Here is a 23,385-nt window from a genome sequence, read left to right on the forward strand (position 1 = left end):
GCTAACCAAATAAATAGTGTGCCAATATAAATCTAGGAGAATCAGATGAATATAAATCCTCAGGGCTTTGAAATTACAAACGAACGAGTAGGTGAATTATTAAGAGTACTTGAAAAATCCGATTTACTACTTTCTGATACAGAAGTTTTCTTAGACTTTCCTATGTATAAAGGTGATGATGACAATCTTGTCATATCTCAGGTGTTATTAATTAGTCCTAACTATGGAGTGATTGCTTTATATTCTTCTGGCGCTAATGATTACAATGTTTCAGCACTAAAAAAAGATGATAGAAGTTTAGAGCGAGTGGCTGGATTTGTTGCCTCACGATTAATAAAAAACGATCGGCTTAGAAAAGGAATGTTGGGATTTTCTCTTCCTGTTAATTCATTGTTATATGCACCTTCGATAAGTGATGAAAACAAAGAGATAGAGTTACTAAGAAATCCAATTGCTAAAACAAGTAATGAACTTTTTAAAACTATAGAATCGTATCGTTCTGATTTCGCTGAATTGTTATTCAAAGAAGCAATATCAACAATTCAAGGCGCAAAAGGATTACTTAAGCCAGAAGACAGGAATATTGAGAATTTATCTCAAGATTCAAAAGCAGCGAAAATTACTGATGTTGAATCAAAAATACTCATGTTTGACCGCGACCAACAAGAAGGTTATATACCTGCTTTAAATGGACCTCAGAGAATAAGAGGGTTAGCAGGCTCTGGTAAAACCGTAATTTTAGCAATGAAAGTTGCTCAGACATTATTGCGCGATGAAACAAATAAAGCAACAATACTATACACATTTAGTACAAAGAGTCTATACCAACATGTTTTAAGATTAATACAGCGATTTTATAGAGAATTCCATGATGATTCTACAAATTTAGACCGAGTTTCAGTAATGCATTCTTGGGGCGGGCGTTCAAACGCTGGTGTTTACTATGAAGCATGTAAAGCGTTTGGTCATGATTTTTTAACTTATCCTCAGGCTCAAGTCGAATCAAAAGGCCTCATTGATCCCTTTGAGTATGTATGCAAAGAATTAATGGATAATGTTGATATTAAACCTCTTTATGATTATGTTTTTGTGGATGAAGCGCAAGATTATGGCATATACTTTTTAAGGCTTTGCACTAAACTTGCAAGAAATAAACAAGTTTGTTTTGGTGCTGATGTTTTTCAGAATATTTTCCAAAAGAGAACTCCTACTGCAGCTGAAATTTTTGAAGATGGCACAGAATTCATAAAAGACAAATTTCTAGAGGTTTGTTATAGGACGCCACTTGCTGTACTAGTCACAGCTCATGCTGTTGGATTAGGTGTATATGGTAAGCAAGTACAAAAAATTGAGTCCGTAAGATATTGGAAAGATCTAGGCTATTCTGTAGTTTCACGAGCAGATGGTGAATTCGATGAATCAGAACTCGTCGATGTTTTGCGTGAAGAAAAGAACTCACCATCATTTTCGCAGCAAGATACCAGAGAGTTATTAACTTATAACTTTCATAGCAAAGATGTTGATGAGGAAATTAATAATGTTGCAGCTGCCATAGAAAATGATATTAGAGGTGAAGGGTTATTGCCAGAAGATATTATGGTTATTTGCGCAGATGATTATAATTGCAAAGTCTATTTTAACAGGTTAACTAGAATTCTTAACTCTAGAGAGATATTTGCAAATAATGTCCATGCAGAAAAAATATCTATACATGATTTTAAAGTAAAAGATCGAGTAACGTTGACTACTATTCATAAAGCTAAAGGAAATGAAGCTTATTCAGTGTATATTTTGGGTGCTGACTTTTTATGCCATAACTTGAATATAAGAAATAGGAATCTTTTATTTACTGCCATGACACGAACTAAAGGTTGGTTATATATTTCTGGAGTAGGAGATAAAACCGATGGACTGAAGAGAGAAATTGAAACATCGTTGAACAATGTACCTCATATAAAATTTAATTATCCAACTAAAGCCGAAGCTCAACAAATAGAACATGATATTAAACACGATGAACAATTAACTTCAAAGGATATTAATGAACTAGAAATGATGCTACGTCGTTTTGGAAGTTTTGAGAATATGCAAAAATATATGGAAGAGCAAATCTCGAAAAAGGGGAAAAAATGACGCATAATGATTTATTCTCGATTCGTGAATCTCTCGACATCCTAGAAGCTGCGGAGATTTTATCAGAGCCAAATGAGAGAGTATATATACCAATTAATTATGCTTCACAATCTCGTGAATTACCATATTTAGATTACTGGGAGTTGCATAAGCGGAATTTTTGGTATCATGCCCGTCTTTCAGATGATAGTCTATTACTTTTTGAAAGTGATAGTTTTAGATTTATTATGAGCCCTATATCAATACCGAGCCAAGAGGAGTATTTTCTCTCGGAATTGGGTGATGACTGGACTCATTTAGATGAAGAGACTAAGCATGCTTTTTTGGCATCGGGAGATTTTAAGAGTGAATATAATTTATTTTTAGAATCAGTTTCTGATTTTAAAAGTTTTACGCCTGTCAGATTGGACCAACATCCTAAGCAATATAAAGCCTTATCTCATCCAGCTCATCATTTACATATTGGCTATGAGAATGAGTCTAGGATCCCTGTCAAAAGAGTTTTGACCCCTTTAGCCTTTACCGCATTTATTATTTCAACATTTTATCCAAAGGGATGGGAAAAGTTATATTCTAATGAGTATTTTGCCGATGGGAAAATCGATTCACTTAAAGTAAGGCTTGATCTAGTTGCACATATTAATCAAGATTTTTGGAGTGATGAACATGACGAGAAAAGATTATATTTAGTTTGATCTATAGTAAAAGATGAGATTTAGCAAACTTGGCGGAAGATCACAGGAGTCGAACCTGCCCGGGAACGCTGGCGTCCCCAACTGGATTTGAAGTCCAGCCACCTCACCGGAGATGACGATCTTCCGCGCCTCGATTGCTACATGGAGGCGGGGCGCATTATAGCTACTTTCAGGCATTTACCACATACCCCACACCACTTTTTTCACCTCTCTTTTGACCTGTACACTCCTGTTTCAGTTAATTCCTAAGAAAATCCTCATGTTAGCCCCTCGTGCTCCCAACATTTACCGCGATCACAAAAAACAAGAAACGTAATCTGCTAACCAGAAAACGCAATACCCGCCCCTGAAACGATGGTTTAAAACGTTGTAACCGGTCTCAGCGCCCCCTACAGCGTGAAGGATAAAAAAAGATGAGCGAAGTATTGTCAGTGAAAGAGAAGATTGGCTACGGCATGGGAGACGCCGCCAGCCACATCATTTTTGATAACGTCATGTTGTACATGATGTTTTTCTACACCGATATTTTCGGCATTCCCGCCGGGTTTGTCGGCACCATGTTCCTGCTGGCGCGCGCGCTGGATGCGATCTCCGAACCGTGCATGGGGCTGATTGCCGACCGCACCCGCAGCCGCTGGGGCAAGTTCCGTCCGTGGATTTTGTTTGGTGCCATCCCGTTCGGCATCGTCTGCGTGCTGGCCTACACCACGCCGGACCTCAGCCTCAACGGCAAAATGGTTTACGCTGCCGTTACCTACACCCTGCTGACCCTGCTCTATACCGTGGTCAACATCCCGTACTGCGCGCTGGGCGGAGTGATCACCAACGACCCGACGCAGCGTATCTCCCTTCAGTCCTGGCGCTTTGTGCTGGCGACCGCGGGCGGCATGCTCTCCACGGTGCTGATGATGCCGCTGGTGAACCTGATTGGCGGCGACGATAAGGCGCTCGGTTTCCAGGGCGGCATCGCCGTGCTGTCGGTGGTCGCGTTCCTGATGCTGGCATTCTGCTTCTTCACCACCAAAGAGCGCATCCAGGTGCCGCCGAGCACCACCTCCATGCGGGAAGACCTGCGCGACATCTGGCACAACGACCAGTGGCGCATCGTCGGCGTGCTCACCATCCTCAACATCCTCGCCGTCTGCGTGCGCGGCGGCGCAATGATGTACTACTGCACCTGGATTATGGGCTCGCCGGAGGTGTTCGTCGCGTTCCTCACCACCTACTGCGTCGGCAACCTCATTGGCTCCGCGCTGGCGAAACCGCTCACCGACTGGAAGTGCAAGGTCAGCATCTTCTGGTGGACCAACGCCGCGCTGGCGGTGGTCAGCGCGGCGATGTTCTTCGTGCCGATGCACGCCACGGTGCTGATGTTCGCCTTTATCTTCGTCATCGGCGTACTGCACCAGCTGGTGACGCCGATTCAGTGGGTAATGATGTCCGATACCGTCGACTACGGCGAATGGACCAACGGCAAGCGCCTGACCGGCATCAGCTTTGCGGGCACGCTGTTTGTGCTGAAGCTCGGCCTGGCCCTGGGCGGGGCGATGATCGGCTGGATGCTGGCTGGCGGCGGCTACGACGCGGCAGCCAAAACCCAGAACAGCGCGACCATCAGCATCATTATCGGCCTGTTTACCCTGGCCCCGGCGGTCTGCTACGTGCTGAGCGCCATTATCGCCAAACGCTACTACACGCTGAAAACCCCCTTCCTGACCAAAATCCTGGGCGAGCTGGCGCAGGGCGCGCGCCGCAACCAGCAGGAGTTTGAAAACCTGCCGGTCAGTAAAGAATTACAGAACTAAGAGGACGAAAGCATGAAAATCAGTGATGGAAACTGGCTTATTCAACCGGGCCTGAACGTGACGTATCCGGTTCAGGTGTTCGACGTGGAGCAGCAGGGCAACGACCTGGTGGTGTTTGTTGCGCCGCGCGACGTGCGCGAACGCACCTGGCAGCTCGACACGTTGATGTTCACGGTGCGCCTGTTTGCCCCACAGGAAGGGATTATCGGGGTGCGCATCGAACATTTCCAGGGCGCGCTGAATAACGGCCCGCACTATCCGCTGAACGTTCTGAAAGACGTGAAGGTAGAGATTGAAAACAACGCCGATTTTGCCGAGCTGAAAAGCGGCAGTATCAGCGTGCGCGTCACCAAAGGCGAGTTCTGGGCGCTGGATTTCCTGCGTAACGGCCAGCGCATTACCGGCAGCCAGCTGAAAAACAACGGCTACGTGCAGGACAGCAATACCGATCGCAATTACGTGTTCGAGCGTCTGGATCTGGGCGTGGGCGAAACGGTCTACGGCCTGGGCGAGCGCTTTACCGCGCTGGTGCGCAACGGCCAGACGGTCGAAACCTGGAACCGCGACGGGGGCACCAGCACCGAGCAGTCCTACAAAAATATCCCGTTCTACCTGACCAACCGCGGCTACGGCGTGCTGGTGAATCATCCCGAGAACGTCTCGTTTGAAGTCGGCTCCGAGAAGGTCTCCAGGGTGCAGTTCAGCGTGGAAGGGGAATATCTGGAATACTTCGTGATCGACGGCCCGACGCCGAAAGAGGTATTAAACCGCTATACGCAGTTCACCGGGCGTCCGGCGCTGCCGCCTGCGTGGTCGTTCGGCCTGTGGCTGACCACCTCGTTCACCACCAACTACGACGAAGCGACGGTGAACAGCTTTATCGACGGCATGGCCGAGCGCGACCTGCCGCTGCACGTGTTCCACTTCGACTGCTTCTGGATGAAGGCCTTCCAGTGGTGCGACTTCGAGTGGGACCCGGTGACCTTCCCGGATCCGGAAGGGATGATCCGCCGCCTGAAAGAGAAAGGGCTGAAGGTCTGCGTGTGGATCAACCCGTACATCGGCCAGAAATCCCCCATCTTCCGGGAGCTGAAAGAGAAGGGCTACCTGCTCAGGCGCCCGGATGGCTCCCTGTGGCAGTGGGACAAATGGCAGCCGGGGCTGGCGATTTATGACTTCACCAATCCGGACGCGTGCCGGTGGTATGCCGACAAGCTGAAAGGCCTGGTAGATATCGGCGTCGACTGCTTCAAGACCGACTTTGGCGAGCGTATCCCGACCGACGTCCAGTGGTTTGACGGATCCGATCCGCAGAAGATGCACAACCACTACGCCTACATCTACAACGAACTGGTGTGGAGCGTGCTGAAAGAGACGGTGGGTGAAGAAGAGGCGGTGCTGTTTGCACGCTCCGCGTCCGTGGGTGCGCAACAGTTCCCGGTTCACTGGGGCGGCGACTGCTACGCCAACTATGAGTCGATGGCCGAAAGCCTGCGCGGCGGGCTGTCGATTGGCCTGTCCGGCTTTGGGTTCTGGAGCCACGATATCGGCGGGTTCGAAAACACGGCCCCGGCGCACGTCTACAAGCGCTGGTGCGCGTTCGGGCTGTTCTCCAGCCACAGCCGCCTGCACGGCAGCAAATCCTACCGCGTGCCGTGGGCATACGATGACGAGTCCTGCGACGTGGTGCGCCACTTCACCCAGCTGAAGTGCCAGCTGATGCCGTACCTGTATCGTCAGGCGGCGCTGGCCCGCGAGTTCGGCACGCCGATGCTGCGCGCGATGATGCTGGAATTTCCGGACGATCCGGCGTGCGATTACCTCGATCGTCAGTACATGCTGGGGGATTCGTTAACGGTGGCACCGGTATTCTCCGAGGCGGGCGACGTGCAGTTCTACCTGCCGGAAGGGCGCTGGACGCACCTGTGGCACAACGACGAAATTCAGGGCAGCCGCTGGCATAAGCAGCAGCACGATTTCATGAGCCTGCCGGTCTACGTGCGCGACAACACGTTGCTGGCGCTGGGCAACAATAACCAGAAGCCGGACTACGCGTGGCACGAGGGAACGGCCTTTCAGCTGTTTAACCTGGACGACGGTGCAACGGCGGTGAGCGAGGTGCCTGCGGCGGACGGCGCGGTGGCGTTTACGCTGAAGGCGTCACGTCGGGGCGACATCGTGACCTTTACCGGCGCGGGAGACGCGCAAAACTGGTCGGTGTGCTTGCGCAACGTGCAGAAGGTGAGCGGCGTGAAGGGCGGCTCGCGCGCGGGCAGCGAGTGGGGCGTGGTGGTGAAAGCGGAGGGCGATGAGGTGGTGGTTCACCTTTAATTCCCCTAACCCTCCCCCCAAAGGGGCGAGGGAATGGTTTGCTTCCTCTCCCTTTCAGGGAGAGGGCTGGGGTGAGGGTGGTGTTGAAACCACCCCGCCCGTCATCGTCTGCTGCACCTGCTGTTTATCCATATTCACCGCGCTCAGCTTCCCATTCACCGTCGGCTTCAGCGGGGCATTCGCCTGCACGCTGCCGCTGGCGGTGAGCTGAATATTGCCGTCGCCCGTAATCGGCAGAGCAGGCCAGCCCCACTGCTGCAGCACGTTGAGCGGCACGCCGCGCCCGTCCAGGCTTACCGTGGTCTGCCGCTGCGGGAGTTGTGAAACGGTCGCCGTGGCTTCCAGAATGCCTTTTTCGGTAAATGCGCTCAGGTCGGTAATGTTCACCGTGGCGGCGTTGGCATTCAGCGCCAGCGACGGGCGGCGCACGTCGACGCGGTTAAAGGTCGCCGCCGCGCCGTTCAGGGTTGCGCTCCCGCCCCAGACGCCCCACTGGCGATCTTTCACCAGCTGCAGGTTTGCGCCATAGCCGTCCAGAGAGGTGATCTGCCAGGGGAAGGCGGGATCGATGTCGATCACCAGGTTACGGCTCAGGCCGAATTTTTGCAGCGTGACGCTGTTCAGCCATTCCGGCAGAGGCTCCATCCACAATGTTTTCCAGTTCTGCGGCAGGGTGTACTCCAGTCCGGCGATGGCAACATCGTCCAGAACCAGCGCTTTACCGTCGCGTAGCCAGTTGCCCGAGGTGCGTACCATGCCGCCCTCCCAGCGGGAGGTGAACTGACGCAGCGCCATGCCCTGCGGGGAAAACTCCGCATTCAGGATCGGGTCGAAAAGATGCAGCGAGCCGTAGATAAACTCGCTGGCGTTCATGGACAGACGACCTTCCTGGCTCTGCCAGTCACCTTTGCTCAGAGTCAGGTTGCGCAGGCTTAAGTCGAGATCGGTCACCGCCCAGTCCGGGCCCTGAAGCCGGGCGTCGGTCACGTCCAGACGGCCAATCTGCAAAGAGGGAATGGTGGCCAGCGGCGCGAAGAACGCCGTCAGCGTTTTATCGCTCTGCAGGCGGATCTCGTTCAGGCGCATGGTGTCGATAATCCAGCTCCCGTCGGCGTTGCGCAGGGCGGAGCCGGTGAGTGAACCACGAGCCATGTCGGCGCCAATCGTTTTCAGCACCACCTCCTTGCCGTTAAGCTGGCCCTCGATCAGCACATTGGTGGCCGGTACGCCGTTCAGGGTCAGCGATCCTGCGCTCATCTGGATTTGCGCATTATGCCCCAGCACGTTGCCGGCTTCCGGCTGCCATGGGCTGACGCCGCCCGTGACCTTCTGCGCGCTCAAATCCCATTCGGTATTCGGGCTGTTAAACGCCATGTTGTTCAACTGCAGGCGATCCGCCTGGAAAGGCAGCGGTGCCGTCTGGGGCGAGAGATTCAGCGTGCCGTCGAAGAGGGTGATGGTGTCCATGTGCAGCGGATCGGTTATCTGACGGCTGCTCAGGCCAATATCGACTTTTTTGGCTACCAGCGTGGCGGGTTTACCGTCCCGACCAAAGGTGACGTTTTCCAGAATGATGTGGGAAGGCGACGAAAAGCGGTGATTCATCTTGTCGAAACTGAGTTCGTAGTCGGTATTCACCGTTATCCAGCTGCTGACCTGAGACGCGCCCCAGCGGGTCTGGAGCAAAATGTAGAACGCCAGCAGCACAATGAGCAGGGCTACCAGAAGATAGATGAGGAGCTTTCCAATAAATTTCATGGTCTTCCATCCCGCAAAACGCACATAAGGGAGTTATGCACGATTTATGCGCAATCCTCAAGGCGGGAATGGTGTAATTCGATGTCACGGCAGGCATTGACTGCCTGCCGTGAGAGAAATCAATTTTTCTCAGGCGGGAAAACGAGGTTTAGCACGATAGCGGTGATACCGCCCGCAGCAATGCCGGAAGAGAGCAGGTTTTTCACCCAGTCAGGGGCGAACTGCAGGATCAGCGGCTGCTGGGAAACGCCCAAACCAACGGCCAGCGACAGCGCGATAATCATGATCGCGCGGCGGTTCAGCGGCTCGCGGGAGACGATACGCACGCCGGAGGCTGCGATAGTCCCGAACATCACCAGCGTTGCGCCGCCCAGCACCGGCTCTGGGATGTGCTGCACAAAGCCGCTTACCGCCGGGAACAGGCCGAGAACGATCAGCATTAGCGCCACCACAAAACCGACGTAGCGGCTGGCCACGCCGGTCAGCTGGATGACGCCGTTGTTTTGACCGAAGCAAGAGTTCGGGAAGGTGTTGAATACCGCAGAGACAAACGAGTTCAGACCGTTCGCCAGCACGCCGCCTTTCAGTCGCTTCATGTACAGCGGGCCGGACACCGGCTGCTCGGAGACGTCTGAGGTAGCGGTGATGTCGCCGATGGTTTCCAGAGAGGTGATCATAAAGACCAGCATCAGCGGCAGGAGCAGACCCCAGTCAATGCCCAGACCGTAGTACAAAGGCGTGGGGACGACGATCAGCGCGCTGTTGGTCGGCGCGGTGTTCTCCGGCAGCATGCCCAGCGCCCAGGCCAGCAGGTAACCCGCCGCCATGGCGATCACCAGCGAGGCGACGCGCAGGTAAGGGTTACGCTGACGGTTAAGCAGAATAATGATCGCCAGCACGACGCCTGCCAGCAGCAGGTTTTTCGGCGCGCCGAAGGTATGGTCGCTCATCGCGGCATAGCCGCCACCGATGGAGGTAAGGCCCACCTGAATCAGCGACAGGCCGATAATCATAACGACGACGCCGGAAACCAGCGGGGTGATGACGCGGCGAGCCAGATGCAGAACGCGGGAGATCACCATCTCCGTACAGCTGGCCAGCATCAGCGTGCCGAACAGCGCCGCCATCATGGTCGGAACATCCGCACCGCCGGTTTTCAGCGCCGTACCGCCCATGATCAGCGGTGCCACGAAGTTAAAGCTGGTGCCCTGAATCGACAACAAACCCGACCCCACCGGACCCCACGCTTTAATTTGAATAATCGAGGCCACGCCGGAGGCGAAAAGAGACATGCTGATAATGTGCTGCGTGTCCTGCGCCGGTAAGCCGAGCGCCTGGCAAATCAGCAGCGCCGGAGTGATCACCGCAACAAACATAGCCAGAAGATGCTGGCAGGCAGCGAAAAGCGTTTGCGGCAGCGGCGGGCGGTCTTCAAGGCGGTAAATCAGTTCGCTATTTTGCTTCTGCGCAATCGGTTGCGCATCAGGCGACTCTATGGTGTTAACGGACATCGGCGGCAATCCCACGGTGGAAAAGCGGGCATTTTATCTGACCACCTGGTAAAAGCAAACGATTGCCAGCAAAAAAAGGCAAGAAATTCTGCCGCTGTGAGCAGGTTTTCTACAACGCATCGGGAAAAAAAATTACACTTTTTGCGCCGGGGGCTCATGAAGAGCGCAAACCGGCCCAGGATAACGCCGCGTGTGTATGGAACACGCGCAAAAAAGGAGCCTTCTATGATTCATCTCGATACGTTGTCGACCCTTGTTGCCGCAACGCTGGTCTTACTGCTTGGTCGTAAGCTGGTACATAGCGTTTCCCTTCTGAAAAAGTACACCATTCCTGAACCCGTCGCCGGCGGCCTGCTGGTAGCGCTGGCCCTGCTGGTGCTGAAAAAAAGCCTGGGCTGGGAAATCGATTTTGATATGTCCCTGAAAGACCCGCTGATGCTGGCCTTCTTTGCCACTATCGGCCTGAACGCCAACCTGGCGAGCCTGCGCTCGGGCGGTAAGGTGCTCGGCGTATTCCTGATTGTGGTGGTGGGGCTGCTGCTGATGCAAAACGCCATTGGCATCGGCATGGCGACGCTGCTGGGGCTGGATCCGCTGATGGGGCTGCTGGCGGGGTCGATTACCCTTTCGGGCGGTCACGGAACCGGGGCCGCGTGGAGCAAGCTATTCATCGAACGCTACGGCTTTGAAAACGCGACGGAAGTGGCGATGGCCTGTGCCACCTTTGGCCTGGTGCTGGGTGGCCTGATTGGCGGCCCGGTGGCGCGTTATCTTGTGAAGCGCTCCACCACGCCGGACGGCAGGCCGGACGATGAGCTGGTGCCTACCGCCTTTGAAAAGCCGGACGTTGGGCGCAGTATCACCTCGCTGGTGCTGATTGAAACCATCGCGACGATCGCCATCTGCCTGACCGTGGGCAAAGTGGTTGCGCAATGGCTGGCGGGCTCCGCGTTTGAGCTGCCGACGTTTGTTTGCGTGCTGTTTATCGGGGTGATCCTGAGCAACGGTCTGGCGCTGATGGGCTTCTACCGCGTGTTTGAAAGGGCGGTGTCGGTGCTCGGTAACGTCTGCCTGTCGCTGTTCCTGGCGATGGCGCTGATGAGCCTCAAGCTGTGGGAGCTGGCCTCGCTGGCGCTGCCGATGGTGGCGATTCTGGCAGTGCAAACCCTGTTTATGGCGCTGTACGCTATGTTCGTCACCTGGCGCATGATGGGCAAAAACTACGATGCGGCGGTGCTGGCGGCGGGTCACTGCGGGTTTGGTCTGGGGGCAACCCCAACGGCCATCGCTAACATGCAGGCGATCACAGAACGGTTCGGGCCATCGCACATGGCGTTTCTGGTGGTCCCGATGGTCGGGGCGTTCTTTATTGATATCGTCAACGCGCTGGTGATCAAGCTATACCTGATGCTGCCGATGTTTGCCTGAAATCAGGCGTTGGAATACCGCTCGGTTTCCGGCATCCAGCGCTCAATTAACGCTGCCGCCTGTTCGGGGTAGCGTTCATGAATGTGGCGCGCAAGGCGCTGAACTTCCGGGATCATAGCCTGATCGCGCAGCAAATCCGCCACTTTGAATTCGGCGTTCCCCGTCTGGCGCGTGCCCAGCAGTTCACCCGGGCCGCGGATCTCCAGGTCTTTTTGCGCAATCACAAAACCGTCGTTGCTGTCGCGCAGCACCTGCAACCGCATCTGGGCGGTTTTCGAGAGCGGGGCTTTGTAGAGCAGGACGCAGTGGGAGGCTACCGCGCCGCGGCCAACGCGCCCGCGCAGCTGGTGGAGCTGGGCAAGACCCAGGCGCTCCGGGTTTTCGATAATCATCAGGCTGGAGTTCGGGACGTCCACGCCCACTTCAATGACCGTCGTGGCGACCAGCAAATGCAGCTCGCCCTGCTTAAACGACTGCATCACCGCCTGTTTTTCAGCGGGCTTCATGCGTCCGTGAACCAGACCCACGTTCAGCTCCGGCAGCGCCAGCTTGAGTTCTTCCCACGTGGCTTCGGCAGCCTGCGCTTCCAGCAGTTCAGACTCCTCGATCAGCGTACAGACCCAGTAGGCCTGACGTCCTTCGTGGGTGCAGGCGTTGCGCACGCGGTCAATAATATCGCTGCGACGCGTGTCAGGAATCGCGACCGTCGTCACCGGCGTCCGCCCCGGCGGCAGTTCGTCGATAGTGGAGGTATCCAGATCGGCGTAGGCGGTCATTGCCAGGGTGCGCGGGATCGGCGTGGCGGTCATGATCAGCTGATGCGGGTGGAAGCCCTGTTGAAGGCCTTTTTCCCACAGCGCCAGACGCTGATGGACGCCAAAGCGGTGTTGTTCATCGATAATCACCAGCGCAAGGCCGTTGAACTGCACCTGCTCCTGGAAGATAGCGTGCGTGCCGACAATCATCTGCACCTGCCCGCTGGCGATGGCTTCCTGCTGCGCAAGTCGCGCTTTGCCTTTTTGCTTCCCGGCAAGCCAGCCCACTTCAATCCCCAGCGGCGCGAACCAGGCGCGGAAATTGTTGGCGTGCTGTTCAGCCAGCAGCTCGGTCGGCGCCATAAGCGCGACCTGTTTACCGTGGGCAATCGCGCGCAGGGCTGCCAGCGCGGCAACCAGCGTTTTACCGGACCCTACATCGCCCTGCACCAGGCGCATCATCGGCACGTCGAGCGCCATATCGCGTTCAATCTCAGCGGTGACGCGCGCCTGCGCGCCGGTGGGTTTAAACGGCAGAGAGGCCAGCAGCTTATCTTTGAGCGCATCATTCTGGCTTAAAGGCTGAGCGTGGAAACGCTGCGCGCCCGCACGAAGCGCCAGCATGCTCAGGTTATGCGCCAGTAATTCCTCAAGGATAAGACGCTGTTGGGCGGGGTGTTTGCCGCTTTCTAAATCGCTGAGCTGCAGCGTTGGCGGTGGACGGTGCAGGGTTCGCAGCGCCTCGGGCAGGCTCATCATGCCCTGCGCCAGCTCGGGCGGCAGCAGCTCGGTAATGGCGCAGGTATCCAGTAGCTCCAGCGCCTGATCGGTGAGCTTACGCAGCGTCGCCTGCTTGATGCCTTCGGTCGTCGGGTAAACCGGGGTGAGCGTCTCCTGCAGCTCCGGCGTGCTGAGATCGCCCTGCACGCGGTACTCCGGGTGGATCATCTCTGCACCGTATTTCCCGCGTTTGGCTTCACCATAGGCCAGCACCCTGCGGCCCGTCGCCAGGCTGTTTTTCATCGCCGCGCTGAAGTTGAAAAAACGCATGGTAAGAATGCCGGTGCCGTCGCTGATCTGGCAGGTCATCATCCGGCGTCCGCCGAAGGTGATATTGCAGTTCAGTACTTCGCCTTCAACGGTGGCGTAAATGGCGGGAAGGAGATCGCCAATCTTATAGAGCTGGGTGCGGTCTTCGTAACGCAGGGGGAGGTGAAGCAGGAGATCCTGCACGGTGTGCAGGCCAATTTTCGCCAGCTTATTGCTTTGCGCCGCGCCCACGCCCGTCAGGCTGTTAAGCGGGATGGCATCCAGCAGGCGGCCTTTCATCGCTTACCCGGCGTACTGCATGGTGGCCCACCACTCGGCATCGGCTTCAATTTCGCCCTGCGCGTTGACGTGGGGGTAAGGCAATTTTTTCTGCTTCGCAACGCGAGCCAGCACCGGATAACCACCTTCAAACAGCAGGCGCTGCTGTTCATCTTCCGGCAGCATGCTGTTGCTGCGCTCGTACATCCCCGCGTTCTGACGCTGGCGCTGCGCTTCATAAAGAATGAGCGCGGACGCCACGGAGACGTTGAGAGACTGGACCATGCCGATCATCGGAATGATGATGTCCCGATCCGCCAGATCCAGCGCTTCCTGGGAGATCCCGGTTTTCTCCTGACCCATTAAAATGCAGGTCGGGCGGGTGTAGTCGATCTCGCGGAAATCTACGGCTTTAGCGGACAGGTTAGTGGCAAGGATCTGCATCCCGCGCCCTTTCAGGTGCGATACGGCTTCGCCAATGGTGTGATGATTTTTGACGGACACCCAGCTGTTGCTGCCTGCCGCCGCTGAGACCGTATTTCGCATACGGCCGTCCGGCCAGACGGCGTGCACTTCATGCACACCGACAGCATCTGCGGTACGGACGATGGCAGAGACGTTATGAGGTTTATGCACCTGCTCCATGCAGACCGTCAGGTCAGGCTGACGCCTGGCGAGCATTTCGCAGATACGTGCATAACGTTGTGAATTCATAAACCTAGTTTCGGTTTCGGGTGACTTTAATCACGTCCGGCATGACGCGGATCTTGCGCATAATATTCGCCAGATGTACGCGGTCGCGGGCGGTCAGACGAATAAAGGCGCTATAAACGCGGCCATCTTTTTCTTCCGTATTCAGACTCTGAATGTTGGAAGAGGCCGTGTTGATCGCTGCCGTCAGGTTCGCCAGGGCACCCTGGTGGTTGAACATATCCACCTTAATTTCGGTGATAAATTCCTGCGCGGTCTCTTTATCCCACTCGACCGCCATAAACTTCTCGGCTTCTTTCTGGTAGCCGCGAATGTTACGACAGGATTCATGGTGGATAACCAGCCCTTTCCCCGGGCTGACGTGCGCAATAATCGGGTCGCCAGGAATTGGGCGGCAACATTTTGCGAAGGTGATCAGTACCCCGTCCGCGCCTTTAATCGGCAAATGAGCATGGCCAGATGCGCCTGGAGCAGAAGGTGTCGCTTCGCCCTGCTGCAAGTTTTTCGCTACTACGACGCTCATAGCGTTGCCCAGACCAATTTCCGCCAGCAGATCGTCCAGAGACGTGAGCTTCATTCGGTCGAGTTCGCGCTGGATATGCTCCGGTGGGATCTCAGCCAGCTTACGGCTACCGCCCAACGCGTGGTTGAGCAGCCGACGTCCCAGACTGACGGAATCATCACGCTTGAGGTTTTTCAGCAGCTGGCGAATTTTGGCGCGTGCTTTGGAGCTTACGACAAAGTTCAACCAGGCCGCGTTCGGACGTGCGCCCGGCGCGGTAATAATTTCTACCGTCTGGCCGCTGGAGAGCGGCTGAGACAGCGGATAAGGCTGTCTGTCGACGCGCGCGCCGACGCAGGCATGCCCGATATCGGTATGCACGGCGTAAGCGAAATCGACCGGCGTTGCGCCCGCAGGCAGTTCGACAATGCGACCTTCTGGGGTGAAAACGTAAATCTCATCCGGGAAGAGATCGGATTTAACGCTCTCGATAAATTCAAACGAGCTGCCCGCACTCTGCTGAAGTTCCAGCAGGCTCTGCATCCAGCGCTGGGCGCGGATTTGTGCGGTCGTACTGCTTTCGCCGCCGTGCTCTTTATAGGCCCAGTGTGCGGCTACACCCATCTCTGCCATCTGGTCCATGTCTTCGGTGCGAATTTGCACCTCAACAGGCACGCCGTGCGGCCCGATCATCGAGGTGTGCAAAGATTGATAGCCGTTCGCTTTTGGAATGGCGATATAATCTTTCATGCGCCCCGGACGCGGCTTGTAGAGGCTGTGCATCTGCCCCAGCACGCGATAACAGGTGTCCGAGTCATGGACGATCACGCGGAAGGCGTAGATATCCATGATCGAGTGAAAACGTTGCTCTTTGAGCACCATTTTGCAGTAGATGGAGTACAGGTGTTTCTCGCGACCGCTAACGCGGCACGGAATTCCCGCTTCCTGCAAGCGCCCTTCGATTTCAGAGAGGATTTTTTGAATCATCTCTTTACGGTTACCGCGTGCGGCTTTCACCACCTCTTTAATGACGCGATAACGGTTCGGGTACAACGCTTCAAAACCCAGCTCTTCCAGCTCGGTTTTAATGTGGTGAATACCTAAACGGTGCGCCAGCGGGCTGTAAATTTCGAGGGTTTCACGGGCAATGCGGCGACGTTTATCCGGACGAAGTGAGCCCAGCGTGCGCATGTTGTGGGTGCGGTCAGCGAGTTTGATGAGAATGACGCGAATATCCTGCACCATCGCCATAATCATCTTGCGGAAGTTTTCGGCTTGCGCCTCTTTCTTGTCGCGGAAATTCAGCTTATCAAGCTTAGAGACCCCTTCCACCAGTTCGGCAACGCTTTTGCCAAACAGCTGTTCCATGTCCTGATAAGTGGCAGGGGTATCTTCGATCACGTCGTGCAGCAGAGCGGCCATGAGCGTTTCGTAGTCGAGTTTCATCTCGGCCAGAATACAGGCCACCGCTACCGGGTGCGTGATATAGGGTTCACCGCTTGAACGTGTCTGGCCCTCGTGAGCGTCACGTGCAACGAGATACGCCTGCTGAAGACGCTTAATCTGGTCTTCAGGCAGGTAGATTTGAATCAGTTGATTCAGGCTTTCAAACAGATACAAGGGCGACCCGCAGGTTTAATTAACGACGACCTTCAGCAATAGCGGTTACGGCCTGCAGTTCTGCGGCTTCCTGCTCTTGCTGCTCCTGGCGCTCACGCACGTCGAGGATCTGGTTGTTGATCAGACCTTCTTCGATTTCGCGAAGTGCAATAACGGTGGTTTTATCGTTTTCTTCCGGTACCAGCGGATCTTTACCGCCTACCTGCATCTGACGAGCGCGACGCGCGGCGACCAGCACCAGGTCAAAACGGTTACCAATTTTCTCTACAGCGTCCTGAACAGTTACGCGTGCCATACTTAAAATGCTCCACAGGTGAAGAAATGACTGGGCATGATACTGAAAGTGGGTTCAGTCTGCCAACAGTTTGGTGATTAATGCGTCATGTCGCTGCTTCTGGCGGCTCATACGCAGACGTTCTGCACGAAGAATGGTTTTGAGATCGCTCAGCGCGGCATCAAAATCATCATTCACAATTAGGTAATCATATTCCGCGTAATGGCTCATTTCTGCAACAGCCTGTTCCATACGCTTTGCGATCACTTCTTCGCTGTCCTGGCCGCGCCCACGCAGGCGGCGATCCAGCTCATCTTTCGATGGCGGTAAAATAAAGATACTGCGGGAGTCAGGCATTTTCTTGCGAATTTGCTGCGCACCCTGCCAGTCGATATCCAGGAACACATTCACGCCCGTGGCCAGAACCTGCTCAATGGTTTCACGCGAGGTACCGTAGTAATTACCGAAGACTTCAGCGTGTTCAAGAAACGCGTCTCTGCCGATCATCGCTCTGAATTCGTCGTGATCCACAAAGAAATAGTGTTCACCGTGCACTTCACCCGGACGCGGCGCTCGCGTGGTATGAGAAACAGAAACCTGTGTGTCGTACAACGGTTGGGTTTTTAACAGTGCCTGAATAAGGCTGGATTTACCCGCGCCGCTAGGGGCAGAAACAATATAAAGCGTGCCTTGAGCCATGAGAGTCTTTTGTATGTGTTAACGAAGAAGTCCTACATACGGGCTTATTATACACGTCACCGCCGTGTGACGTAGCCTTTGTCACACTTTTTCCCCTGGATTATTGAATTTTGCGTGCCGTTTTCAGGTTTTATCTGGGGTTTTCAGCCACCAAAAGAAATACCGGATAGCGTCTCGCATTGTGAAACGTTGCCGTTAGCCTTGTTTCAGGCATCAGGATATACCTCCTGCAATGCAAAGGAGGGGTAGCGATGTGGCGATGGATAAGCGGGGTAATGTTGTTGTGGTGTGGCTATGGCGCGGCGGTTTGCCCAGTGTGGTCGCAGGCAAAAGCAGAGAAAGAGATGGCGTCGTTAAGCGCGCAAATCAAACGCTGGGATAACGCTTACTGGAAGGAGGGGGTGAGCGAGGTCAACGACGAAGTTTACGACCAGCTTCACGGGCGCTTAACGCAGTGGCAGCGCTGTTTCGGCAGCGAGCCTTCAGAAGAGAAACTCCCTAATCTGACGGGGAGCGTAAAACATCCTGTCGCCCATACGGGCGTACATAAAGTGGCCAGCAAAGAGGCTCTGAGACAGTGGATGCTCGCTCGGCAACATCTGTGGATGCAGCCCAAAGTTGACGGTGTGGCGGTAACGCTGGTCTATCGTGACGGAAAGTTGACCCAGGCCATCAGTCGAGGTGATGGCCTGAAAGGGGAAGACTGGACCGATAAGGTACGTTTAATCCCGTCTGTTCCGCAAAAGCTCACCGGCAAGTTGGCAAATAGCGTCTTACAGGGCGAGCTTTTCTGGTTAAGCGACAATCACGTTCAGCGGCAGATGGGCGGGATGAATGCTCGCGCAAAAGTTGCGGGTGCGATGATGCGGCAAAAGGATAACGCGCTATCGAATAAGCTCGGCGTATTCATCTGGGCCTGGCCGGACGGACCGAAAGAGATGCATACATCTCTAGCTGAACTGTCTCAGGCCGGTTTTACGCTATCGGCACGGTATACGTTACCCGCCGATTCTGTTGATGCCGTCGAGAAACAGCGCGCGGCCTGGCACGTAACCGCATTACCCTTTGCCACGGATGGCATTGTGGTGCGTTCGGAGAATGAACCCGCGGGCGAAGATTGGTTACCGGGAGAAGGCAGCTGGGTCGTCGCGTGGAAATATCCTCCTGCAGCCCAGGTCGCCGAGGTGAGTGATATTCATTTTTCCGTGGGACGAACGGGCAAAATTTCCGTTGTAGCAGCGCTGGAACCCGTGCAACTGGATGATAAACAGGTGCAGCGGGTGAGTCTGGGCTCGGTTGAGCGCTGGCAGGGGCTGGATATTGCCCCGGGGGATCAGATCCAGATCAGCCTGGCCGGGCAAGGTATCCCCCGATTTGATAAGGTGCTCTGGCGCGGGACTGACAGACATAAACCAGAGCCTCCGGCCCCACGTTATCATTCTCTTAGCTGTTTCTATGCTTCACCGGAGTGTATGGAACAGTTCTTTGCCCGGCTGACCTGGCTTAGTTCAAAGCAGGTACTTGATATTGATGGATTAGGCGAGTCAGGCTGGCGAACCCTCTGGCAGGCGCATCATTTTGAACATCTCTTTTCGTGGCTGTTATTAACGCAGGCGCAGCTGCAGGCTGTACCGGGATTTTCCTCTGCGCGCGGGCTGGCGCTCTGGCACCGATTTAATCTGGTGCGCGAGAAGCCTTTTATCCGCTGGCTCATAGCATTGGGTGTGCCAATGTCGCAGTCTTCGCTGAAGGCAATGGGAGACATATCGTGGCAGAAGATGAGCGGGCGCAACGCAAAGGACTGGCAGACCCTGCCGGGAACGGGAGAGGAGAAAGCGCGACAAATCATTAACTGGCTGCACGCGCCTCAAATTGATGTGCTGGCGAAATGGCTCGCTGAACAGCACATCAATGGGTTCTGAAGCTAGTGTGCGCTGTGTTTGTAATGAAAAACGGGCAGCCCGAGCTTCAGACGCAGCGCCAGCATGCGGGCCGTAAAGCCAAATAGCAGCGTCGAGATGACCACCACGTCATGGTTAGAAACATAATGCTGCAGAGCGATATAAAGCACCGCTGCCGCAAAGGAAATGCCAGCATACAGCTCTTTTTGAAAGACCAGGGGGATGCGTTTGCAGAACATATCTCGCAGCACGCCGCCGAATACGCCCGTGACCACGGCAGCAATGGTGGCGATTACCGGGCCTTCCCCCATATCGAGCGCGATTTGCGCACCGATGATCGAAAAAACGATCAGCCCCAGCGCATCAAGCACCAGGAACAGGCGGCGAAGATGGGGCATAACGGGCGCCACGATGGTGGTTAACACGGCGGCCGTTGCCACGATAATCACGTACTCTGGGTGTTTAACCCAGCCGAGCGGGTAATGGCCAAGCAGAATATCGCGCACGGAACCGCCGCCCAGTGCGGTCGCTGTAGCAATAATGATTACGCCGAAGGTGTCCATACGGCGACGTCCGGCGGCAAGTGCGCCGGTCATGGCTTCTGCGGTGATGCCAATGAGATAAAGGATGTGAAGCAGCATATACCCTCCGGTGTGAACGCGTGGGAGGTTAGCGATTTGTGCGCAAGATCACGATTGAGATTTTCTAAGGCGACCTGATTTGCCCTATAAATTTTTATCAGGATATGTTGAAAAAGCTTGATGAGCGGCGGTAAAAAACAAAAATAGATGCAGGGATGGATTAGAAATAGTAATGGGTGGCACCATCGACACCACCCGAAATCCATTACTCGATATTCTGGATCTGCTCGCGCATCTGCTCAATCAGCACTTTCAGCTCAATCGCTGAATTCGTCACTTCTGCATTGATTGACTTAGACGCCAGGGTGTTCGACTCGCGGTTGAACTCCTGCATCATAAAGTCCAGACGGCGGCCCACAGCTTCTTTCTTCTTCAGAATGTTGTAGGTTTCTTTAACGTGCGCTTCCAGACGGTCCAGCTCTTCAGCGACATCGATACGCTGCGCCATCAGCACCAGCTCTTGTTCCAGACGGGTGTTTTCCAGCTGAACTTCCGCTTCTTCCAGTTTGGCGACAAGACGCTCGCGCTGCCATTGCAGCACTTCTGGCATATGGGCGCGGACTTTGGCTACTTCGGTGCTCACGCCTTCAAGGCGCTGCTCAATCATCGCTTTCAGCGCCTGGCCTTCGGTTTCACGGGCAACGATAAAGTCGTCCAGCGTGCCGTCGAGGGCTGCCAGGATTTCAGCGGCAATGGCATCCAGGTCCTGTTCACCGGCGGCCATGACGCCAGGCCAGCGCAGAATATCAACCGGGTTGATTTCGCCTTCATCGCTCTGCATTTTGACCCAGTTCGCCGCATTCACGAGCTGTTTCGCCAGTTTTTCGTTGAGGATCAGTTCGCCCTGAGCGCTGGCATCAGGCTCAAAGCGCAGGTTACATTCCACTTTCCCGCGCGTCAGACGCGTACGGATACGTTCACGTACGACAGGCTCAAGGCTGCGGAACTGCTCCGGCATACGGAAATACGTTTCCAGGTAACGCTGGTTTACCGAGCGCATTTCCCATGTGGCGCTACCCCAGCTACCCTTGATTTCACGCCGGGCGTAGGCGGTCATACTGCGGATCATAGACATTCCCGTTTTTAAAGGAGAGATGGGGGGATTATAGCTTTCGGGGGCTTCTCAGGATAGGAATAAGCGTCCTTTATCCGTATAATGCGCAGCCACATTCGTTTCAAGCCGGAGAATCCATCATGCGTCCATCAGGTCGTAGCGCCAATCAGGTGCGTCCCGTCACCCTGACCCGTAACTATACAAAACACGCTGAAGGCTCCGTGCTGGTTGAGTTTGGTGACACGAAGGTTCTCTGCACCGCGTCCATTGAAGAAGGCGTTCCGCGTTTCCTGAAAGGTCAGGGCCAGGGCTGGATCACCGCAGAGTACGGCATGCTGCCGCGTGCGACCCATACCCGAAACGCCCGCGAAGCGGCAAAGGGCAAGCAGGGCGGTCGTACCATGGAAATTCAGCGTCTGATCGCGCGTGCGCTGCGTGCAGCCGTTGATCTGAAAATCCTCGGCGAATTCACCATTACGCTGGACTGCGACGTTATTCAGGCAGACGGTGGTACGCGTACGGCGTCCATTACTGGCGCATGCGTGGCGCTGGCGGATGCCCTTAACAAGCTGGTTGCGGCCGGTAAGCTGAAAACCAACCCAATGAAAGGTATGGTTGCGGCGGTGTCCGTGGGTATCGTTAACGGTGAAGCGCTTTGCGATCTGGAATACGTTGAAGATTCTGCCGCCGAGACCGACATGAACGTGGTGATGACCGAAGACGGTCGCATCATTGAAGTACAGGGCACGGCGGAAGGCGAGCCGTTCACCCACGACGAGCTTCTCTCCCTGCTGGCGTTGGCCCGAGGGGGAATCGAATCCATTGTAACGACGCAGAAAGCGGCGTTAGAAAATTGATTTTAAAGGCGACCAATGAGTCGCCTTTTTTTTGCCTGTAAGACAGAAAAACCAAAGGAGCAAATCCATGAAATCGTATCAGCGCCAGTTTATTGAGTTTGCGCTTAACAAGCAGGTACTTAAGTTTGGCGAGTTTACGCTGAAATCCGGGCGTAAGAGTCCCTATTTCTTCAACGCCGGGCTGTTTAATACCGGGCGCGATCTGGCACTGTTAGGCCGTTTCTATGCCGAAGCGCTGGTGGATTCCGGGATTGATTTTGATCTGCTGTTTGGCCCGGCCTATAAAGGCATTCCGATTGCGACCACCACCGCGGTGGCGCTGGCGGAACACCATGACCGCGATGTGCCGTACTGCTTTAACCGCAAAGAGGCTAAAACCCACGGTGAAGGCGGGAATCTGGTCGGCAGCACACTGCAGGGCCGCGTCATGCTGGTCGATGACGTGATCACCGCGGGTACGGCGATCCGCGAATCGATGGAGATTATCCAGGCCAACGGTGCGACGCTTGCTGGCGTGCTGATTTCTCTGGATCGTCAGGAGCGTGGTCGCGGTGAAATTTCCGCTATTCAGGAAGTTGAGCGCGATTACAGCTGTAAAGTGACGTCGATTATCACCCTAAAAGAGCTGATTGCGTATCTGGAAGAGAAGCCTGAGATGGCGGACCATCTGGCGGCGGTACGTGCGTACCGGGAAGAGTTCGGGGTGTAGTTAAATTGCCCGGTGGCGCGACGCTTACCGGGCTTACGGATTACTGCAGCTGAGCAGCCACTAACGGCCAGCGGGCATCAAAATCGTCCGTTGGACGGTATTTGAATTCGCTACGCACAAAGCGGGAGAGCATTCCTTCACAAAACGCCAGAATCTGGCTCGCCAGCAGCGTTTCATCAATGCTGTAACCCTCGCCCTCACGCATTTTCTTTTCGCGCAGTACCTGGCGCAGCTGCGCTTCAATTCGCTCGAAAAGCTGGTTAATGCGGCCCTGCAGTCTGTCCTGTTCAAACATCAGCGCGTGGCCGGTGAGGATACGGGTTAAGCCCGGATTGCGTTCACCGAAGCCCAGGATTAACAGCACAATCAGACGCAGACGCGCGGTCGTGTCTTTTTCATCTTTCAGAATCAGGTTGATGCGCGTGATCAGGCTGTCTTCAATGAATTCGATCAGGCTGTCGAACATCCGGGTTTTGCTCGGAAAATGACGGTACAGCGCCGCCTCAGACACGCCCACAGAGGCGGCCAGTTTAGCGGTGGTGATGCGTTGACTTCCATCGCTGGATTCAAGCATCAGAGCCAGAGATTGAAGTATTTCTTCGCGACGATTCCTTTTCGCGGTTTGTTTTTCTGCCATGTTACAAAATACCCCTGAAAATAAGCACTTGCCAGGCTGGCATCCACACAGCGACC

Annotated in this window: 18 protein-coding genes and 1 tRNA gene; 8 read left to right on the forward strand and 11 right to left on the reverse strand. The window is 54.6% G+C overall.

Features of this window, described 5'->3' with window-relative positions; translation table 11 throughout:
• Nucleotides 1-45 precede the first annotated feature (45 nt).
• Nucleotides 46-2,133, forward strand: a complete 2,088-nt coding sequence (locus PUP35_RS00365; RefSeq protein WP_274241525.1) for a DEAD/DEAH box helicase — start codon at nucleotides 46-48, stop codon at nucleotides 2,131-2,133.
• Nucleotides 2,130-2,828, forward strand: a complete 699-nt coding sequence (locus tag PUP35_RS00370; RefSeq protein WP_219284392.1) for a DUF2290 domain-containing protein — start codon at nucleotides 2,130-2,132, stop codon at nucleotides 2,826-2,828. Before PUP35_RS00365 ends, PUP35_RS00370 begins: the two co-directional genes overlap by 4 nt.
• Before the next feature lie 30 nt (nucleotides 2,829-2,858).
• On the opposite strand, the gene PUP35_RS00375 is transcribed toward PUP35_RS00370, so the two are convergent.
• A tRNA-Sec gene (locus tag PUP35_RS00375) sits at nucleotides 2,859-2,953 on the reverse strand.
• A gap of 288 nt (nucleotides 2,954-3,241) precedes the next feature.
• On the opposite strand from PUP35_RS00375, the gene PUP35_RS00380 reads away from it, so the two are divergent.
• Complete coding sequence (locus PUP35_RS00380; protein WP_274241528.1) at nucleotides 3,242-4,633, forward strand: glycoside-pentoside-hexuronide family transporter; 1,392 nt, start codon at nucleotides 3,242-3,244, stop codon at nucleotides 4,631-4,633.
• A 12-nt stretch (nucleotides 4,634-4,645) separates the two neighbouring features.
• Complete coding sequence (gene yicI, locus PUP35_RS00385; protein ID WP_274241530.1) at nucleotides 4,646-6,964, forward strand: alpha-xylosidase; 2,319 nt, start codon at nucleotides 4,646-4,648, stop codon at nucleotides 6,962-6,964.
• A 54-nt stretch (nucleotides 6,965-7,018) separates the two neighbouring features.
• On the opposite strand, the gene PUP35_RS00390 is transcribed toward yicI, so the two are convergent.
• Both PUP35_RS00390 and xanP read right to left on the reverse strand, forming a co-directional pair.
• Nucleotides 7,019-8,722 (reverse strand): AsmA family protein, encoded by a 1,704-nt coding sequence (locus PUP35_RS00390; RefSeq protein WP_274241533.1) that lies wholly within the window; start codon nucleotides 8,720-8,722, stop codon nucleotides 7,019-7,021.
• Between the two features lie 119 nt (nucleotides 8,723-8,841).
• Complete coding sequence (gene xanP, locus PUP35_RS00395) at nucleotides 8,842-10,233, reverse strand: xanthine/proton symporter XanP (RefSeq protein ID WP_023309879.1); 1,392 nt, start codon at nucleotides 10,231-10,233, stop codon at nucleotides 8,842-8,844.
• A 225-nt stretch (nucleotides 10,234-10,458) separates the two neighbouring features.
• Here xanP and gltS point away from each other — a divergent pair, with 225 nt between their 5' ends.
• On the forward strand, nucleotides 10,459-11,661 hold the full coding sequence (gene gltS, locus PUP35_RS00400) for a sodium/glutamate symporter (protein WP_274241536.1): 1,203 nt from the start codon (nucleotides 10,459-10,461) through the stop codon (nucleotides 11,659-11,661).
• A 2-nt stretch (nucleotides 11,662-11,663) separates the two neighbouring features.
• Here gltS and recG read toward each other — a convergent pair whose 3' ends face one another.
• From recG to gmk, 5 genes are read right to left on the reverse strand one after another with little or no spacing between them, the layout of a single operon-like run.
• The gene (recG, locus tag PUP35_RS00405; RefSeq protein ID WP_274241538.1) at nucleotides 11,664-13,745 is read right to left on the reverse strand and encodes an ATP-dependent DNA helicase RecG; all 2,082 of its coding nucleotides are present in this window, start codon (nucleotides 13,743-13,745) and stop codon (nucleotides 11,664-11,666) included.
• A 3-nt stretch (nucleotides 13,746-13,748) separates the two neighbouring features.
• Nucleotides 13,749-14,438, reverse strand: a complete 690-nt coding sequence (trmH, locus tag PUP35_RS00410) for a tRNA (guanosine(18)-2'-O)-methyltransferase TrmH (RefSeq protein WP_047059694.1) — start codon at nucleotides 14,436-14,438, stop codon at nucleotides 13,749-13,751.
• A 4-nt stretch (nucleotides 14,439-14,442) separates the two neighbouring features.
• Nucleotides 14,443-16,557, reverse strand: coding sequence for a bifunctional GTP diphosphokinase/guanosine-3',5'-bis pyrophosphate 3'-pyrophosphohydrolase (gene spoT / locus PUP35_RS00415; protein ID WP_133293505.1), 2,115 nt, complete (start codon nucleotides 16,555-16,557; stop codon nucleotides 14,443-14,445).
• A gap of 19 nt (nucleotides 16,558-16,576) precedes the next feature.
• Complete coding sequence (gene rpoZ / locus PUP35_RS00420) at nucleotides 16,577-16,852, reverse strand: DNA-directed RNA polymerase subunit omega (protein WP_000135058.1); 276 nt, start codon at nucleotides 16,850-16,852, stop codon at nucleotides 16,577-16,579.
• Between the two features lie 54 nt (nucleotides 16,853-16,906).
• Entirely contained in the window at nucleotides 16,907-17,530 is a 624-nt protein-coding gene (gene gmk / locus PUP35_RS00425) for a guanylate kinase (RefSeq protein ID WP_010426438.1), read from the reverse strand.
• A 251-nt stretch (nucleotides 17,531-17,781) separates the two neighbouring features.
• Here gmk and ligB point away from each other — a divergent pair, with 251 nt between their 5' ends.
• Nucleotides 17,782-19,452, forward strand: coding sequence for an NAD-dependent DNA ligase LigB (ligB, locus tag PUP35_RS00430; protein ID WP_274241546.1), 1,671 nt, complete (start codon nucleotides 17,782-17,784; stop codon nucleotides 19,450-19,452).
• 2 nt (nucleotides 19,453-19,454) lie between these two features.
• Here the strand turns inward: ligB and PUP35_RS00435 are convergent, their stop codons facing one another.
• Together PUP35_RS00435 and PUP35_RS00440 are read right to left on the reverse strand one after the other, a co-directional pair.
• Complete coding sequence (locus PUP35_RS00435; protein WP_023334014.1) at nucleotides 19,455-20,072, reverse strand: trimeric intracellular cation channel family protein; 618 nt, start codon at nucleotides 20,070-20,072, stop codon at nucleotides 19,455-19,457.
• A 205-nt stretch (nucleotides 20,073-20,277) separates the two neighbouring features.
• Nucleotides 20,278-21,141, reverse strand: coding sequence for a YicC/YloC family endoribonuclease (locus tag PUP35_RS00440; protein WP_090420358.1), 864 nt, complete (start codon nucleotides 21,139-21,141; stop codon nucleotides 20,278-20,280).
• Between the two features lie 125 nt (nucleotides 21,142-21,266).
• Between PUP35_RS00440 and rph the strand changes: the two genes are divergently transcribed.
• Nucleotides 21,267-21,983, forward strand: a complete 717-nt coding sequence (rph, locus tag PUP35_RS00445; RefSeq protein WP_048975619.1) for a ribonuclease PH — start codon at nucleotides 21,267-21,269, stop codon at nucleotides 21,981-21,983.
• Between the two features lie 67 nt (nucleotides 21,984-22,050).
• Nucleotides 22,051-22,692, forward strand: coding sequence for an orotate phosphoribosyltransferase (gene pyrE, locus PUP35_RS00450; RefSeq protein ID WP_111964296.1), 642 nt, complete (start codon nucleotides 22,051-22,053; stop codon nucleotides 22,690-22,692).
• A gap of 40 nt (nucleotides 22,693-22,732) precedes the next feature.
• On the opposite strand, the gene slmA is transcribed toward pyrE, so the two are convergent.
• Complete coding sequence (gene slmA, locus PUP35_RS00455) at nucleotides 22,733-23,329, reverse strand: nucleoid occlusion factor SlmA (protein ID WP_008502690.1); 597 nt, start codon at nucleotides 23,327-23,329, stop codon at nucleotides 22,733-22,735.
• Nucleotides 23,330-23,385 lie beyond the last annotated feature (56 nt).

Origin of the sequence: Enterobacter sp. S-33 (genome assembly GCF_028735835.1) — a bacterium.
Taxonomy (GTDB): domain Bacteria; phylum Pseudomonadota; class Gammaproteobacteria; order Enterobacterales; family Enterobacteriaceae; genus Enterobacter; species Enterobacter vonholyi.